Source organism: Sporichthyaceae bacterium, from assembly GCA_036493475.1.
GTDB lineage: Bacteria > Actinomycetota > Actinomycetes > Sporichthyales > Sporichthyaceae > DASQPJ01.
Window position 1 is genome coordinate 62010 of the sequence record DASXPS010000124.1, and the last position, 15921, is coordinate 77930.

Here is a 15921-nt window from a genome sequence, read left to right on the forward strand (position 1 = left end):
CCCGCCTCATCTCCTGGTCAAGGCCAGCAGGAGCGCGAATATCGCCCGCAACAGGTACAGGGAGGCCTTGATCGGGTGCTGGCTCGGTGTCCCGCCCTGCCGGGGTCGCATGCTGACGGGCAATTGCGTCACGGTGAGGTTCGCTCGCGACGCCATCACCAACGACTCCACGGTGTCGCCCAGGTATTCCACCGGATAGCGCCGCGCGAACAGCGCAATCGCCTCGCGATCACAGGCACGGAAGCCCGACGTCACATCGGTGAGCGGACTGTGCGTAATGCGGGAGAGCGCCGAGGCGAGAATTTTCATGGCCCATCGGCGCGGGCCGTGCGCCGGGTAGTCACCCGTACCGGCGAAGCGGGCTCCGATGACGATGTCGGCCGAGTCCAGGGCGCGCAGCATGGCGGGAATCGCCGCCGGATCGTGTTGCCCGTCGGCGTCGACCTGAATGGTGACGTCGAAATCCCGTTCCCGGGCGTAGCGGTAACCCAACCGCATGGCCCCGCCGACGCCGAGGTTGTAGGGCAGGCGAAGCACCTCGGCACCGCAGTCGCGGGCAACGCGTGCGGTCGCGTCGACCGAACCGTCGTCGACCACGACGACCTGGCTGACCTCGGGCTGCTGTCGCACCTCCCGGATCACCCGAGCGATCGATGCCTCTTCATTCCAGGCAGGGATGATGACGAGGACCCGGCCGCGGTCATCCATGCTCGCGTTCACCCAGGGCATGGCGCAGCAGCGCGATCTCTTCGCCGAGGGTCCTGGTCTCCCCTTCCAGCCGGCTCACTTCCCAGCTGAGATGGACGCCGAGCAGCAACAGGAACGCGACCGCAAGGAACAACGCGAGGTTGGCGCCGTCGTACACCCCGAGTCGGTGGGCGATCCGATCGAACAATCCGGGGGCGAAACTGAACGGGGCCACGGCGATTGCGGTCACGATCCACAGCGCCGCGTACTTCTCCCGCAGGTGTGCACGGCGCAGCAGCTCGATCACGACGCCGGCCAGCGCCAGCGCGAACAGGCCCGTGACGATATGCCAATCCATCTCGTGTCCTTTCGGGCCGACGGAGTGCTCGCGGGAACCGGTGACGGAAGAACCATGCCACGGCGCTGCACCGTTCACGCCATGACGACCCGGGACGCCACGATGTAGTTGGCCACGGCCAAGGTCACCGCGGAGATCACCTTCGCGATCCGGTAGTCGAGCCCGAGGTTCGCCAACGACTTGACGATCACGAAGTTCACCCCCACGTTGGCGGCGAGCAGGAGCAGGTACTGGCGGGCTCGCCCGCTCTCCCGACGAAGCATCACCGGGGAGAAGACCCAGAGCCGCAGCAACGCGTAGTTGACCACGGCCGAGGTGAGGTAGGCGCACACCACCGATAGCCCCAGGGGCGCGCCGGCACCCGAGTGCAGCCCGACGAGTACCCCGAAGTCGACGCCGAAGCTGGCGCCGCCGGCGATCAGGTAACGAGCGTAGGACGACCGAGTGCCGCTCCTCGTCGCGCGCGCCGCCATGGGTAGAAGCGTCTGCCTCTCGCTCGGCGAACGGTGATCAAGGTCCGGTGTTCGATCCTACGGGGGTGACCCCCGGCGATCCGGTGAGCCGGTACAGGGTGAGCCGGCTGGTGCCGCGGACGAAGGCGCGGCCAGGACCCAGGCACGGTGCCGCGGGCAAGGGGCTGTCCGAGAGCACCCACCCCGGATGCAGCGCCAGCAAATGTGGATCGCAGGGATGCACGAACAGGGTGGCGGCATCGATCCGGGTCCGTTGCACCGCCGCCGGTCCCGGCTTGGCCAAGGGAACCCATTGGTAGTTCGTGTAGTTGTTCCAGGCCTCCTGCTGCCCGGGGAACAACCCGCTCATCACCGCGGCGTCGGGGTAATAGGTGACACCCGACAACGTCTCGACCCCGGCGGCTCGGGCCACCGAGGCCAACAACGGATCCCCGAACACGACGACCAACGGCGCGGGGTCGGACTGCTTGATTCGTTGCATCTGACGCACTATCGGATCGCGGTCGAGCGGACCCAATCCCCGGTACCAGGGATTGACCAAACCGAACGACCAGACCGAGTACGCGGCCAGGGCCGCAGCGGCCACCCGCGGGGCCCGCCCGGCAGCGAATGCCCCGAACCCGATAGCGGTGGGCAGCGCGAGCGCGAGGATGTGGCCGGTGCTGAGGAGGTCGATGTCCCACGGCAGGTGTCGGGCCGACCACCACGTGCACCACACGGTGAGCGCGACACCCGGGCCCCACACGGCGGGGTAGGAGATCCGGCGCGGTGCGTGTCGGCCCACGACGGCCATCAGCAGCACGCTGCCCAACCCGAGGGCCACCGGAGATCGCTTCGGTGTGCTTCGGGACAGCAGTGCGCCGCCGGCCCAGTCCGGCACCGGGAACAACGCCCAGCAGGCCAGGAAGGTCAGCGCGAGCACCAGCGCCAGCGCCGTCCAGCAGGCCGCCGTCCTGCCCACCCGCCACCACAGGGCCGTGATGACCGCGCAGCCCACCAGCAGCGGCAACGGGAACCATGAGGAACTGAGTTCGGACAGATTGCCCGGCAGATGCACCGTGTTTCCTGGCGTACCGGCCAACGGCGGGTTCAGCGGTGCGCTGAGCAATCGAGCCAATGAAGCCGCGCCCGCGACACCGATCCGATGGCCCGGGTACACCGTGTCCGCCGTGGCCCGGATCGCGGCCCGGCAGGTCAGGTACCACCAGCCCAATACCACCGCAGTGACGATCCCACCGGCTCCCAGAGTGATCAGCAGGCGGCGCGGGTCCGGGCGATGGCCGATCAGATGACCGACCACGATCGCCGCGAGAACGAAACTGATCTGGATCTGCCAGGGCGGATAAAGCAGCAGGGACATTGCGACGAACGCCGCGCCCGCTGCGCATCCCCACCACGCGGCGGACCGGGCGCACCGCGCCCGGCAACCCAGTAACAGGGCGAGGGCGGACAAGCTGCCCAGGCCGACGAATGACCCCGGGGTCGGGGAGGTCCACCACGCGTCGTACGGCGCCATGGTGATCACCACGGCGACCGAAGCGGATATCGCTCGGCCCAGCGCCAGCGCCATCGACAACGCGTAGAGGCCGAGCAGGCTCACCAGGTAGGGGAACCACCAGTGGTAGGCGAATCCCCGATGCACGCCGAGGGCGAAGTAGCCCCAGTCCTGGGGCTTGAACACCTCCAGGGCGTGTGGTCGAGGGCCGGCCTGGAGAACCGCGAGCTGATCGGTGCGGGTCAGCCCGATGTAAGGCCGATCCGGGAAGCCCTCGCGTACCGCTTCGATCTGGATCGGGGTGGTGTTACGCCACTCGTCGACACGGATCGGGCGCGGATGGCCGTGCAGCAGCGACCGGTCGTGTGTGCCGGGCGCCTGCATCACGCCAATCGAGGACCCGTTTAAGTCGGCGCCGACCAACACCACGAACAGCAACGCCGTGACGAGGGGGAACGCGTGGCGGCAACACGTGTGTGCCCAGAGCCGAAGCCGCCGTGTGCTCATCAGGCCCTTCCGAGTTTGCGTTGCCCGTCCGGCGACATTTGCCGTGGAGAGTAGACCCGTCCGGGCCGGGGAGTCAGCAAACCTGGCACGATCGGGTGCTCGGAGCCCGGTCGGAGGTGAGGACGCGGTGGATGCAGGAGAGGGTGGCACCTATGTGCCCGGGTACTTCGAGACCCGGCTGGCCGCCAATCCGGCGCGCACCGCAGTGTGGCGGCACATCTGTGACTACCTGCAGCGCTACATCCGCCCGGACGCCGCGGTGCTCGAGCTCGGTGCGGGTTGGTGTGACTTCGCCAACAACGTGCGGGCCGCCCGGATCGCCGCCCTGGATCTGGACGCCACCGTGTTGCGCGCGGCCGCACCGCACGTGTCCGCTGTGGTCGGGAACTGCGCGGACCTGTCCCACTTCGCTGATGGTTCGTTCGATGTCGTCTTCGCCTCGAATCTGCTCGAGCATCTGGACCGGCCCACCTGCAACCGAGTGCTCGCCGAGGCCCGCCGGGTGCTCATGCCGGGCGGATTGTTGATCCTGCTGCAGCCGAACTTCCGGCTGGATCCCGGCGGGTATTTCGACGACTTCACCCACGTGTCGATATTCACCGACCGTTCGCTACCCGACTATCTGACCTGCGAGGGTTGGACGGTGCGCGCGGTGCATGCTCGCTTCCTGCCGTTGTCCATGCGCTCCAAGGGAGCTGGGCTGAGCTTCCTGGTGCCCTGGTACTTGCGTTCCCCCGTCAAGCCGATGGCCGGTCAGATGCTCGTCGTGGCCTCGGCCTGACGGTGTCTCACGCCCGCAGGTCCGCCGCCCTGTTCGCGGTCGGCTACCTGTTGCTGGGGATGGCCTGGTTGGGCTCCAACCCGCCGGGCGCGGCGCCGGACGAACCCGATCACCTGGTGAAGGCGTTGGGCGTGGCCCGGTTCGACATCGGCGCCAAGTACACCGGGGCACCGCTCGGGCCCGGCGTGGCCGGACGACGCAACGCCTCGCTGGCCCGGGTGGTGGAGATACCGGCCCGGCTGCAGCCGACCGGATACACGTGCATGGCGTTCAAGCCCGCGTTGAGTGCCGGCTGCCAGCACAAGGTGCACGCGGCCACGTCTACCGCCACGGTGGCCGCGGTCACCACGGTCGGGGTGTACCCGCCGTTCGTGTATTTGCCCGCCGGATTGCTGGCCCGCGCCGCACACTCCCCCCCGGCCGCGTTCCGCCTGGCCCGGCTGGGCTTCCTGCTGGTCTCCAGCCTGCTGGTGTTCGCCGCCGCCCGGCACCTGTGCCGATGGGTCGGGCCGCGCCACCTGCTCGGATTGAGCGTCGGGCTGACCCCGGCGGTCGTGTTCACCATGGGTTCCTGCACCACGAGTGGGGTGGAGATCACCGCCGCTGCCGCGGTGGCCGCGGTGGTGCTGGTGGCGTTGCGTCGGCCGGAGTCGTTGGACCGGCTTGCCACCCACGTGACGCTCGCGGCGGCCGGCGCGACGTTGGCATTGAGCCGGCAGTTGGGCACCGTGGCGCTGGCCGTGCTGGTGTTGGTCGGAGTCCTCGGGCTCGGCCTGCGGCACAGCCTGCAGCGGGCCCGGGCCCGACTGCCGATGTTCGCCGCGACCGCGTCGGTGTTGGCCGCGGCGGCACTGGCCGCGGTGGTCTGGGAGGCGCGCTACGACCACCCGTCAGACACCGGATCGCTGCTGTCCGCATCGGCGGGCCGTCGGTTCGGTGGGGTGTTGGTAGGTGCGGTGAACTCCGGCGTCGGTGACTTCGGCTGGCTGGATACCCAACTGCCCACGGTCTGGGTCGGACTGTGGTTGTGCGCGATTGCTCTGCTCGGCGGGGTGGCGGTGCTGCTGGGCTGCCGTCGGGACCGCTGGGCCCTGCTGTGCACGGCAGCACTGACCGCACTGGTGGCCTATGTGGTCTACGCGACGGTATTCGCTCCGCTGCCGGCGGCGTTGCAGGGCAGGCACCTGTTGCCCATGCTGATGTTCCCGCTGTTGTTGAGCACCGCCGTGGTCGTGGAACGGTTGCCGACGCTCGGCCTGGGTGTTGAGCTGCGTGGGCTGCTGCTGGTGATTGCACCGGCGGCGGCGGCCGTGCAGTTGATCGCACTGTGGTGCAACGCCCGCCGTTACGCGGTCGGGGTCAACGGGCCGTTGTGGTTCGTTGGGTCCTCGCAATGGCACCCCCCCGGCGGATGGGCCCCCTGGTTCACCCTGGGGGCGGCCGGCGCGCTGTTGTCCGTGTGGGTAATGATCGGGGCCGCCGGGCACGGGATCGCGGGAGCAGTGGATGTGGAACGGTAGAACGTTGTCCGTGGTGCTGCCCACCTACAACGAGAAGGACAGCATCGCGGCCACCATCCGCGACTTCGATGCACTCGGCATCGTCGACGAGATCCTCGTGGTGAACAACAACGCCGCGCCCGGCACCTCCGAGGAGGTGGCCCGGACCGGTGCGCGCGAGGTGCACGAAACTCTGCAGGGCTACGGCGCGGCCATCCGCCGCGGCCTGCGCGAGGTGAACACCGACCTGATCTGCCTGTGTGAGCCCGACGGTACCTTCGTCGCCAAGGACCTGTTGAAGCTGCTGCCGTTCACCGACGAGTGCGAATTCGTGCTGGGTTCACGCACGGTGTCGAACTTCATCTGGGACGGCGCCAACATGGGTTGGTTCCTGCAGTGGGGCAACTGGGGCGTGGCCAAAATCGTCGAGTTGCTCTACAACACCCCGTCGCTGTCCGACGTCGGCTGCACGTTGCGGGTGCTGACCAAGCAGCGGGCCGTCGAGATCGAGTCGATGTCCACCTTGCACGGGTCGGCTTACGGGCTGGAGATGATGTTGCTGGGCGTGGCCCGCAGGGCGCGCATCGTGCAGGTGCCGGTGAATTACCACCCGCGGGTGGGCCGGTCCAGCGTCACCGGAGACCTGAACAAGACCATCCGGTTGGGGCTGCAGATGGTCGGACTGGTGCTCCGCACCCGGCTGCGGGTGCGGCAGATCCGTAATCAATGACGTGGCGTCAGGCGTCTGCGGTGGTGGGGGAGTTGAATACCCAACGGCGGCACGCCCAGAAGCGGAATACGGTGCCCAGCACCAGGCCGATCACGTTTCCGGAGATGTTGTCGGCCAGGTTGGAGTGCAACCGCATGGCGTAGTGCGACCACGCCAGGCAGCTCAACGCGATTAACGAGCTGGACGAATAGACAAGCAAAAAGGTCCCGAACTCGCGAGAGATCTCGGTGCGGCGCCGGTCGCGAAACGTCCACCAACGGTGCCCACCCCAGGCCAGCAGGGTGGCGGCGGAGGTCGACCAGACCTTGGCCCACAGCGGCAAGGCCCATAGCTCGTCCTCGCCCACCGCGCGCACCAGGTTGAATCCACCGACGTCCACCAGCACCGCGAGCACGCCGACACTGACGAAGCGCACCAGTTGGACCAGAACCCGCCGGTCCGCCGTGGGCAGCCGGCGGCGCCAGGTGTCGGGAAGTTGGCGATAGCCGACGGCCGTGGTCACGCGGGCAGCCTCAGATTCGCCGCAGGGTCCGCATTCGTCTTCCCCGCTGATGCTCGGCCAATCCGCCGATGGGTGGCGGACTCGCGGCCCCGGGATCAGCGCGGGTCGCCGATCCGGACACGCCCGCCGCCACCGGTGCCGGCCGGCACGGTGTGCACCTCATCGGCGAGGGCTGCGCACAGCTGCTGCGCCCAGGCGCGCGGCCCGCCGTCCTCCGGCAGCGCGCACCCGGCACGCCGCAGGCCCCGGGTCAACGCGACCAACAGCGCAGGGTCCGGCCCGTGCCCGGCCATGTCCGCGGTGCCCTCGGCCAGGGACGCCGGGTATTCCGCTATCCACCGGGTGCCCGGGTGGGTGAGCTTGTAGGCGGCGGCCAGCAGGCTCGCGGCCGGGCTGTCCGCGGTGCTGTGCAGCACGCGGTATGGGTCCTTGTGCGTCTGCCGCCCAATGAATTCGTTGCCCTGCCGCCAGTACCGGTTGGCCCAGGCCCAGGACTCAGGATCCACATCGGCGGGTTCAACCCGCAGGATTGACTCGACGAACGGCCGCCAGATCGCCCGCAGGGTCTTGTCCTGCGCAGCGCCCGGTCCGGTGGCTGCACAGATCACGTCGACCACCGCGGCTGCGTCCCGGATGTTTTCCGCCACCTGCACCGCGGCCGGATGCATGCTCGGCGGGGTGAGGCCGGCCAGCACCAAGGTGTGCGCCAGTCCTTGGTTGAGCCGGCGGTAGATGATCGACTGCAGGTCGCGGTTGTGGATGTCGGCGAGCACGGTGGCGTGCTGCTCGGGGTGGGCGAACAGGAACTCGTTGATGAACTTGCACTGCCCGCGCACCATGTGCTTTGCCGCGCGCCGTTGCCAATGTCGTTGGGGGTGCAGACGCTCGATGCGCTCGATCACCTCCAGCCGCTCGGTGACGCTGAACTGGTAGGACAGGTGCGGGCGGGACAACGATCCGGGTCGCACCGAGCGGTAGTAGACCGCGTGCGCGTCGATCGGGCAGACGCTGATCGACAAGTCGTCGTGCTCGAGGAAGAACGAGATGTAGAAGGGGATGTCCTCGCCGCTGCGCAGCGCCGGATCGAAACCGATCGCCCGTGCCCGTTCCGTCGGCATCATCTTCCCGACGCTGTAGGTCAACGCCAGGATGAGCTCGCCCGGGCTGAGCCGACGCCCGGCCAACGACAGTTGCACCGACAGCCGGTTGGCGTAGTTCGGCGGACCGCCGTCGACCACGTCGGCCATGTGGCCGAGCCCCACGGTGTCCGGAGCGCTGGACTCCAGCAATGCGGCCAGGTAGTTCGGCGAGACGGTGTCGTCGTCGTCGATGAACGTGACGTACGCGCCGCGCGCCATGTTCATGCCGATGTTGCGTGCCCGGCCCAACCCCGCCGCCTCGCACCGCGCCCGACGGACGGCCAACTGTGGGTACTGCGCGCGGATCTGATCCAGCACCACGTCGGTGTCGTCCGCGGGGCCGTTCTGCACCACGATGACCTCGAAGCGGTCCAGCGGCAGCGTCTGACGGGCCAACGAGTGCAATGGACGCGCGATCGTCCCGGCCCCGCGGTAGGTACCCATGATCACGGAAACCGCAGGTGAGCGCACGGACCCATTAACGCTGAGCCGGCCACACCGTCACAACTACTCGTGGGTTAACTGATGCCGGCGGGCGGTTGGCAACGGGCCCGGAAGCCTGCACCCTCGAAGCCGCGGTCGCCGCAGATCGACTTGTAAGGTGTCGCGATCCATGACCAGTGGGACGGCTGTGCTTTGACATGACCAGTTCTTGGACAGAACGGGAGTTTCCGGACGCCGCCTTGGTGGTAGCGCCCACGGCCGAAGCGGGTGCTGTATTGGCGGTGGCCTTCGACGACGTGGCGATGATCACGCTCGATAATCTCGATGCGCTGCCCGCGGCGCTGGCCAATTGCGGGTGCGCCGTGCTCACCGGCGTACCCACCCGCGGCGGTCGGTTGGCCACCGTGATGTCCACGTTACGTTCCCGCGGACAGATGGACGTTCAGGTGATGGTGGATCTGCGCGGTCCCGCAATTATTGATCTGCGGCGTGACGGTGCGCCGGCCATGGTCGGTTTCGCGCCGGTCGACCGGGTCGACGTCTACGGCATCTCGTGCCTGCGCCTGGTGCCCGATGCCGACCCCGATGCACTGCCGGATCTGCACGACGTGCTCGCCGCCGACGTGTCGGCCGCCGCGCCCAGCGCCACATTGCGGGTGGCCCTGGACCGCGCCGAGCGGGCTGAGGCCCGGATTCGGGAGCTGGCCGAGCAGGTGGCCGCGATGCAGCCGCCCACCGCCGGCGGGATCGGCGACCATTTCCCGCCCGCCGACCCCGGCGGCCGCCCGGTCGCTATGGCCGCGGCCGGCTTGTTGGCGGCCGGCGGCGCGGCCGCGGTGGTATTCACCGGTCGCGATCGACGCGGCGCGCTGTTGACCACCGGTGTGGGAGCGCTGTCCCTGATGCAGCTTTGGTACGCCCGGCGCACTCAGCGGCGCCTGATGCACGCCGTCATCCATGCCGGGCAGGTGCCCGAGGGGGCGTCGGAGGAGTTGTTGGCCAAGATTCTTGCCCAGCAAACCGAAATCCACCGCAACCTGGCGATCGTCACCGCCGCGGTGCAGGACACCGCCGCGGCGGTGGCCGCGCTGGCCGGCGGACAGCACCTATCGAATGTGGAGGCCAAGTGAAGGCGCTCGTGCTGGCCGGCGGCGCGGGCACGCGGCTGCGGCCGTTGACTCACACCTCGGCCAAACAACTGGTGCCGGTGGCCAACAAGCCGGTGTTGTTCTACGCCCTGGAGGCACTCGCCGAGGCCGGCGTGACGCAGGTCGGCATGATCGTCGGAGATACCGCGGCGGAGATTCGCGCCGCCGTCGGGGACGGCGCGCAGTTCGGCATCGAGGTCACCTACATTCCGCAGGCCGCCCCGTTGGGATTGGCGCACTGCGTGTTGATCGCCGCGGATTTCCTCGGCGACGACGAGTTCGTTATGTATCTCGGCGACAACTTCATCATCGGCGGCATCGGTCACCTGGTCGAGCAGTTCCGCGGCTCCGCGGCCGACGCACAGATCCTGCTCACCCGGGTCCCCGACCCCACCCAGTTCGGCGTTGCCGAGATCGACGAGCACGGCCAGGTCTTCCGTCTGGTGGAGAAGCCCAAGGAGCCGCGCAGCGACCTGGCGCTGGTCGGCGTGTACCTGTTCCGACGGGCGATTCACGCCGCGGTGCGAGCCATCACCCCGTCCGCGCGCGGCGAACTGGAGATCACCGACGCCATCCAGAAGTTGATCGACGACGGGCTGGATGTGCGCTCCACCCAGATCACCGGCTATTGGAAGGACACCGGCCGGGTGGAGGACATGCTGGAGTGCAACCGCATGGTGCTGGAGGCCACCGAGGCCGCCACCCGGGGCACCGTCACGGACAGCGAGTTGATCGGTCGAGTGGTGGTGGAGGCCGGCGCCGAGGTCATTGGTTCGCGCATTCTCGGCCCGGCGATCATCGGGGCCGGTTCGCGCGTGATCGACTCCTACGTGGGTCCGTTCACTGCGATCGCCGCGGACTGCGAGCTGGTGGATACCGAGATCGAGTACTCGATCGTGCTCGACCAGTCCCGGATCTGCGGGGTGCGGCGCATCGAGGGTTCGCTGATCGGCCGGGAGGTCGAGGTGCTGCCCTCCGACGGTCCGGTCAAGGCATACCGTCTGGTGCTGGGCGACCACAGCGTCGTCCGGGTTCGCTGAGACGGGAGACTTCGTGCGGTTGTTGGTCACCGGGGGCGCCGGGTTCATCGGCTCCCACTTCGTGCGCACCGTGCTCGACGGTCGGCTGCCCGGACTGGCCGGGGCGGGCGTCACCGTGCTGGATGCGCTGACCTACGCGGGCAACCCGGCCAACCTGGACCCGGTGCGCAGCCATCCCGGGTTCCGCTTCGTGCACGGGGACATCGCCGACCCCGCGGTGGTCGCCGAGACCGTGCCCGGTCACGACGTGGTGCTGAACTTTGCCGCGGAATCGCACGTGGACCGGTCCATCTCCGGCGCCGCCCCGTTCGTACGCACCAACGTGGTGGGCACCCAGGTGCTGCTCGACGCGTGCCTGGCGCATCGGGTCCCGCGGTTCCTGCAGGTGTCCACCGACGAGGTGTACGGCAGCATCGAGACCGGCTCGTGGACCGAGGGCCACGTGCTGGAGCCCAACTCCCCGTACGCGGCGTCCAAGGCCGCCGCGGACCTGCTGGTGCGCGCTTACGGGCGCACCCACGGACTGCACGTGAGCATCACCCGGTGCTCGAACAACTACGGTCCCTACCAGTTCCCGGAGAAGGTCATCCCGCTGTTCGTGACCAATCTGTTCGACGGCCGGCAGGTGCCGCTGTACGGCGATGGGCTGAACGTGCGCGACTGGCTGCACGTGGAGGATCACTGCCGGGGCATCGCGCTGGCACTCACCGCGGGGGTGCCCGGCGAGATCTACAACATCGGCGGCGGCACGGAACTGACCAACCGTCAGCTCACCGAGCGGTTGTTGACCGCCTGCGGGGCGGGTTGGGAGCGGGTGGACGCGGTGGCCGACCGTAAGGCGCACGACCGGCGGTACAGCGTGGACTGTTCGAAACTGGCTGCGCTGGGGTACACGCCGCGGGTGAACTTCGACGAGGGTCTGGCCGCCACCATCGACTGGTACCGGGACAACCGGTCCTGGTGGGAACCGCTGCGCGCCGCCGCCGCACGATGACCCGCTGGTTGGTGACCGGCGCGGGCGGCATGCTCGGCCGCGATCTGCAGGCCGCACTCGCCGGTCAGCAGGTGCGCGCACTGACCCGCGCGGAGTTGGATATCACCGACGCCGCCGCGGTGGATGCCGCGGTGGCCGGGGTGGACGTGGTGGTCAACGCCGCCGCGTGGACCGACGTGGACGGGGCGGAGACCGCCGCCGGTCAGGCCGCCGCGGTCAACGGTTTCGCGCCGGGTCTGCTGGCCGCGGCCTGCGTGCGGCACGGCACGCGTCTGCTCCACCTGTCCACCGACTACGTGTTCGCGGGCTCGGCGGACGGCGACCCTGCCTCCGCGCCGGCCTACCGCGAGGACGAGCCGATCAACCCGCGCACCCAGTACGGCATCGGCAAGGCGGCCGGAGAGCGTGCCGTGCTCTCCTCGGGCGGCTCCGTGGTGCGCACCGCGTGGCTGTACGGCGAGCACGGCCGCAACTTCGTGCGCACCATGCTGATGCTGGAGCGGGACCGGGAGTTCCTCGACGTGGTCGACGACCAGTGGGGCCAACCCACCTGGACCCGTGACCTGGCCGCCCGCCTGGTGGCACTGGGCACCGCGGAGATCTCACCGGGCATCTTCCACGTCAGCGGGTCCGGCCGCACCACCTGGTGCGGGTTGGCCCGCGAGGTCTTCGCCGCGGTCGGGGCGGACCCGCAGCGGGTGCGGCCGACCACCACGGACAAATTCCCGCGGCCCGCACCGCGGCCGGCGTTCAGCGTGCTCGGCCACGACGCCATGCTGGCCGCTGGGCTGGCCCCGATGCCGCCGTGGGCGGAGTCGGTCCGCAACGCCGTGCCGATGCTGCAGGAGGGGTGAGGTCATGCAGGTGCGCGAGCTGTCCGTGCCGGGGGCGATCGTGCTGACGCCTCGTCAGCACAGCGATGACCGCGGCATGTTCTGCGAGGTGTTCAAGGCCGAGGTGTTGCAACAGGCCACCGGCCGCGCGCTGGACCTGGCCCAGGCCAACTGTTCGGTGTCCCGCCAGGGGGTGCTGCGCGGCGTACACTTCGCCGACGTCCCGCCCAGCCAGGCCAAGTACGTGACCTGCCCGTCCGGGGCGATCCTCGACGTGGTGGTGGACATCCGGGTCGGCTCACCCACGTTCGGTGCGTGGGACGCGGTGCAACTCGACGACGTCGACCGGCGCGCCATCTTCATCGCCGAAGGCCTGGGTCACGCCTTCTTCGCGCTCAGTGAGTTGGCCACCGTGGTGTACCTGTGCTCCACCGGCTTCACCCCCGGCCGCGAGCACGGCATCAATCCGTTGGATCCGGCTCTGGGTATCACCTGGCCCGCGGACATCGCGCCGGTGCTGTCCGACAAGGACGCCGCGGCGCCCTCGCTGGACGCGGCGGTGGCCAGTGGGCTGTTGCCCACCTGGGCGGACTGCGTCGCGTGGGAGGCGAAGCTGCGCAGCACTTAGTGCTGCTGCCAGACCCGCACCCAATCGACCTTCATCGTTGACGGCAGGGTCGTCGGGTCCAGGTTCACGTGCTCCCAGTCCGAACTGAGCAAAGACAGCAGCAGGTACTGCGGTTGCTGCGAGACGCCCTTGCTGGTGCGGAACGTCTCGACCCCATCGAGTCGGAAGATGTACTCCGTCGGCGTCCACTCCACCGAGTACACGTGGTAACCGTTGGACGGCGTTTGGCCGGGGCCCAGCGCCGTCGTGCTCGTCGCGAACCGTTGGCCGTCGGAGACCAGGTCCTGGCCGGGCGTCTCGCCGTTGTTCCAATAGACGTTGTTCCCCATGGTGGGGATGCCCGACAGGTCACCGAAGTACTCGTTGACGTCGATCTCTGTTCCCACCGTGGCCGGGTCGCCGGGTTGGCTGCCGTCCGCCGGAAGCAGCCAGAACGCGCCGTGCTGACCGGGCGCGTCCTCGTACTTGATCCGGGCGGCGAACACTCCATAGGTGAAGGTCTGCGTGTCCCTGGTGCTGATCGCCGCGTCCACCGTGCCGGTGGGCAGGTCACAGTCGGCCGGCACACCCGCCGGGTCAAGGCCCACCTGCAGCGTCACGGCACTACCGGTAGCACCCGTTTGGTTATCGCCGACCACTGAGCACGTCCGTTTGCCGGTGTGGCCATCCGGCCCGATGCTGCTGAAGCTGTTGTCGGCGGCGTCGCCGTCGAAGTCGTCGCCGAAGGCGATCTTCCAGTTGGCGGAGGTCGCCTCGGCGGAAGCAATCTGGTCGCTGTGGGCCGGGGTGCTCACCGCGCGGAACGTGTACGGGCCGTTCGCGCCGACGGCATCCACGGCGAAGTTGAACGTCCCGTTCTTGTCCTGGGTGCCGTTGGCCACGTCGACCCATCCATCGGCGGTCTGTCGCTGGACCCGAACCGGGGCGTCCGGGCGGGCCGGGGTGAACGTGGCGGTGCCGGGGGTGAGGTTCTTGGTGCCGGACTGCGACTGGGCGATCGGCGCGACGCCCAGGCTGAGCACGGCGGCGGCGGCCCGGGCGGTGACGGTGACCGGATCGGAGTCCGCCGGGGCGTACTCGTGCTCGGTGACGGTGTAGTCCGGGGCGCTCACCCGGTACTGCGTCGGGTCGGCGGCCACGGTGACCGGGAAGGTGAACCGGCCGGTGCCGTCGGTATTCGCGGTCGCCACCTTGAGCCACTTCTTGCCCACGCGCACCTGCAGCTCCACTGGACGCTGCGCGACGTCGGCCGAACCCACGATGGCAACGGTCTCGCCCGGCAGCGCGGCACCCACAACCGAGGCGGGCAAGGTCGGCGTGGCGCCGGCTCGGGCCTGCGACAACGCCACCGGGCCGCTCACCACACCCACGGCCACCACGGCCGCCAGCAGCGTGCGTCGAAGGTTGAACATCGTGCTTTTCCCGCCCCCCGCGGTCGCCGGCCGGTGTCCGTCGGCCGACGTGGCTGGTTGGACGAGGGGCGAAGGTGTGCGGCCTCGCACGCACCCGGAAATGGCCCCATCGGATAGGTGTCGCCTCATCCGTACGGACGAGGACCGATGTGCGGGCGCCGGCAGGACTCACAGATCCGGGCCGTCTGGCTTAAGCTGGTGTCGTGTTTGACATCAGCGGGTGGGAGTTCCTGACCCTGGGCGCGCTCGGCGTGATCATCTTCGGTCCGGACCGACTGCCGAAGCTGGCGGCCGACGCCGGTCGGATCCTTCGCAACGTGCGCGTGTACGTGCACGCCGCGAAGGCCGACCTGACCAAGGACCTGCCCGAGTTCAACGACGTGAAGATGTCCGACCTCACCCCCCGCGGGCTGTTGCGCAAGACCATCGGCGACGAGGACCCGCTGGCGGATCTGGGCAAGGACCTGGACTTCCGCAAGGACCTGAACTTCGACGAGCTGCGCAGCCCGATTACCGGGGAGGGCCCGGCGCAGCGCCTCCCGGCGGGCGAAATACCGCCCTACGACAAGGACAGCACCTGAGTCACCACGGCTGAGCCATCCCGGCCACCCCTGGGCGACAAGGACAGCACCTGACGGTTAGACCGGCGACAGGCCCAGGGAACGTCCGGCCAGCCCGCGCGAGCGGGTGCCCAGTCGGTTGGCGATCGCGGTGAGCACGGTCGAGGCCGGCGCTGCCGGGTCGGCCAGTACCAACGGCAGCCCCTGATCGCCGCCCTCGCGCAGCCGCGGGTCCAACGGGACCTCGCCGAGCAGCGGCACGTCCGTGCCCAGCGTGCGGGCCAGGCCGTCGGCCACCCGCTGGCCGCCGCCGCGACCGAAGATCTCCAGGCGGTGCTCTCGCCCCTCGGGGGTGCAGTGCGGGCAGGGCAGGTAGGACATGTTCTCCACCACGCCGACGATGTGCTGGTGGGTCTGCGAGGCGATCGACCCGGCCCGCTCGGCAACCTCCGCGGCGGCCTGCTGTGGGGTGGTCACCACCAGGATCTCCGCGTTCGGCACGAGCTGCGCAATGGAGATCGCGATGTCGCCGGTGCCCGGCGGCAGGTCCATCAGCAGCACGTCGAGGTCGCCCCACCAGACGTCGGCGAGGAACTGCTGCAACGCCCGGTGCAGCATCGGGCCCCGCCAGACCACCGGGGTGTTCCCTTCGATGAACATCCCGATCGAGATCAGCCGCACTCCGTGCGAG

The 15921-nt window shown here is 69.2% G+C and carries 17 protein-coding genes; 9 read left to right on the forward strand and 8 right to left on the reverse strand.

All coding sequences use genetic code 11. From position 1 onward, the window contains the following. Window positions 1-6: 6 nt before the first annotated feature. From VGJ14_13445 to VGJ14_13460, 4 genes are read right to left on the reverse strand one after another with little or no spacing between them, the layout of a single operon-like run. Window positions 7-729 (reverse strand): glycosyltransferase family 2 protein, encoded by a 723-nt coding sequence (locus VGJ14_13445; GenBank protein HEY2833425.1) that lies wholly within the window; start codon window positions 727-729, stop codon window positions 7-9. Next, complete coding sequence (locus tag VGJ14_13450; GenBank protein HEY2833426.1) at window positions 701-1123, reverse strand: DUF2304 domain-containing protein; 423 nt, start codon at window positions 1121-1123, stop codon at window positions 701-703. Before VGJ14_13450 ends, VGJ14_13445 begins: the two co-directional genes overlap by 29 nt. Beyond that, window positions 1120-1518 carry a GtrA family protein gene (locus tag VGJ14_13455; GenBank protein HEY2833427.1) on the reverse strand — a complete coding sequence of 133 codons (399 nt, stop codon included), beginning with the start codon at window positions 1516-1518 and terminating at the stop codon, window positions 1120-1122. The genes VGJ14_13450 and VGJ14_13455 overlap by 4 nt, the downstream gene beginning before the upstream one ends. Before the next feature lie 37 nt (window positions 1519-1555). After that, window positions 1556-3520 (reverse strand): hypothetical protein, encoded by a 1965-nt coding sequence (locus VGJ14_13460; GenBank protein ID HEY2833428.1) that lies wholly within the window; start codon window positions 3518-3520, stop codon window positions 1556-1558. Window positions 3521-3647: 127 nt separating this feature from the next. Between VGJ14_13460 and VGJ14_13465 the strand changes: the two genes are divergently transcribed. The 3 genes from VGJ14_13465 to VGJ14_13475 are packed head-to-tail and all read left to right on the forward strand — an operon-like array spanning window position 3648 to window position 6530. After that, window positions 3648-4301 (forward strand): class I SAM-dependent methyltransferase, encoded by a 654-nt coding sequence (locus VGJ14_13465; protein ID HEY2833429.1) that lies wholly within the window; start codon window positions 3648-3650, stop codon window positions 4299-4301. A 2-nt stretch (window positions 4302-4303) separates the two neighbouring features. Then, window positions 4304-5821, forward strand: a complete 1518-nt coding sequence (locus VGJ14_13470; protein HEY2833430.1) for a DUF2142 domain-containing protein — start codon at window positions 4304-4306, stop codon at window positions 5819-5821. Then, the gene (locus VGJ14_13475) at window positions 5808-6530 is read left to right on the forward strand and encodes a glycosyltransferase family 2 protein (protein HEY2833431.1); all 723 of its coding nucleotides are present in this window, start codon (window positions 5808-5810) and stop codon (window positions 6528-6530) included. The genes VGJ14_13470 and VGJ14_13475 overlap by 14 nt, the downstream gene beginning before the upstream one ends. Before the next feature lie 7 nt (window positions 6531-6537). Here VGJ14_13475 and VGJ14_13480 read toward each other — a convergent pair whose 3' ends face one another. Further along, complete coding sequence (locus VGJ14_13480) at window positions 6538-7032, reverse strand: GtrA family protein (GenBank protein ID HEY2833432.1); 495 nt, start codon at window positions 7030-7032, stop codon at window positions 6538-6540. 95 nt (window positions 7033-7127) lie between these two features. Further along, window positions 7128-8642 (reverse strand): glycosyltransferase family 2 protein, encoded by a 1515-nt coding sequence (locus tag VGJ14_13485; GenBank protein HEY2833433.1) that lies wholly within the window; start codon window positions 8640-8642, stop codon window positions 7128-7130. Window positions 8643-8812: 170 nt separating this feature from the next. Here VGJ14_13485 and VGJ14_13490 point away from each other — a divergent pair, with 170 nt between their 5' ends. Genes VGJ14_13490 through rfbC form a run of 5 tightly spaced genes read left to right on the forward strand, consistent with a single transcriptional unit; the run spans window position 8813 to window position 13258 of the window. Next, on the forward strand, window positions 8813-9745 hold the full coding sequence (locus VGJ14_13490) for a hypothetical protein (GenBank protein HEY2833434.1): 933 nt from the start codon (window positions 8813-8815) through the stop codon (window positions 9743-9745). Further along, window positions 9742-10803, forward strand: a complete 1062-nt coding sequence (locus tag VGJ14_13495) for a glucose-1-phosphate thymidylyltransferase (protein HEY2833435.1) — start codon at window positions 9742-9744, stop codon at window positions 10801-10803. The genes VGJ14_13490 and VGJ14_13495 overlap by 4 nt, the downstream gene beginning before the upstream one ends. Window positions 10804-10816: 13 nt before the next feature. Next, window positions 10817-11797 (forward strand): dTDP-glucose 4,6-dehydratase, encoded by a 981-nt coding sequence (gene rfbB, locus VGJ14_13500; GenBank protein ID HEY2833436.1) that lies wholly within the window; start codon window positions 10817-10819, stop codon window positions 11795-11797. Beyond that, on the forward strand, window positions 11764-12651 hold the full coding sequence (gene rfbD / locus VGJ14_13505; GenBank protein ID HEY2833437.1) for a dTDP-4-dehydrorhamnose reductase: 888 nt from the start codon (window positions 11764-11766) through the stop codon (window positions 12649-12651). The genes rfbB and rfbD overlap by 34 nt, the downstream gene beginning before the upstream one ends. 4 nt (window positions 12652-12655) lie before the next feature. After that, the gene (gene rfbC / locus VGJ14_13510; protein HEY2833438.1) at window positions 12656-13258 is read left to right on the forward strand and encodes a dTDP-4-dehydrorhamnose 3,5-epimerase; all 603 of its coding nucleotides are present in this window, start codon (window positions 12656-12658) and stop codon (window positions 13256-13258) included. Here the strand turns inward: rfbC and VGJ14_13515 are convergent. Further along, window positions 13255-14670 (reverse strand): glycoside hydrolase family 16 protein, encoded by a 1416-nt coding sequence (locus VGJ14_13515; GenBank protein HEY2833439.1) that lies wholly within the window; start codon window positions 14668-14670, stop codon window positions 13255-13257. The genes rfbC and VGJ14_13515 overlap by 4 nt on opposite strands. A 203-nt stretch (window positions 14671-14873) precedes the next feature. On the opposite strand from VGJ14_13515, the gene VGJ14_13520 reads away from it, so the two are divergent. Beyond that, entirely contained in the window at window positions 14874-15251 is a 378-nt protein-coding gene (locus VGJ14_13520; GenBank protein ID HEY2833440.1) for a sec-independent translocase, read from the forward strand. Between the two features lie 57 nt (window positions 15252-15308). Here the strand turns inward: VGJ14_13520 and VGJ14_13525 are convergent. Continuing rightward, a partial coding sequence (locus VGJ14_13525) for a P-loop NTPase (GenBank protein HEY2833441.1) occupies window positions 15309-15921 on the reverse strand: 613 nt, incomplete at its 5' end.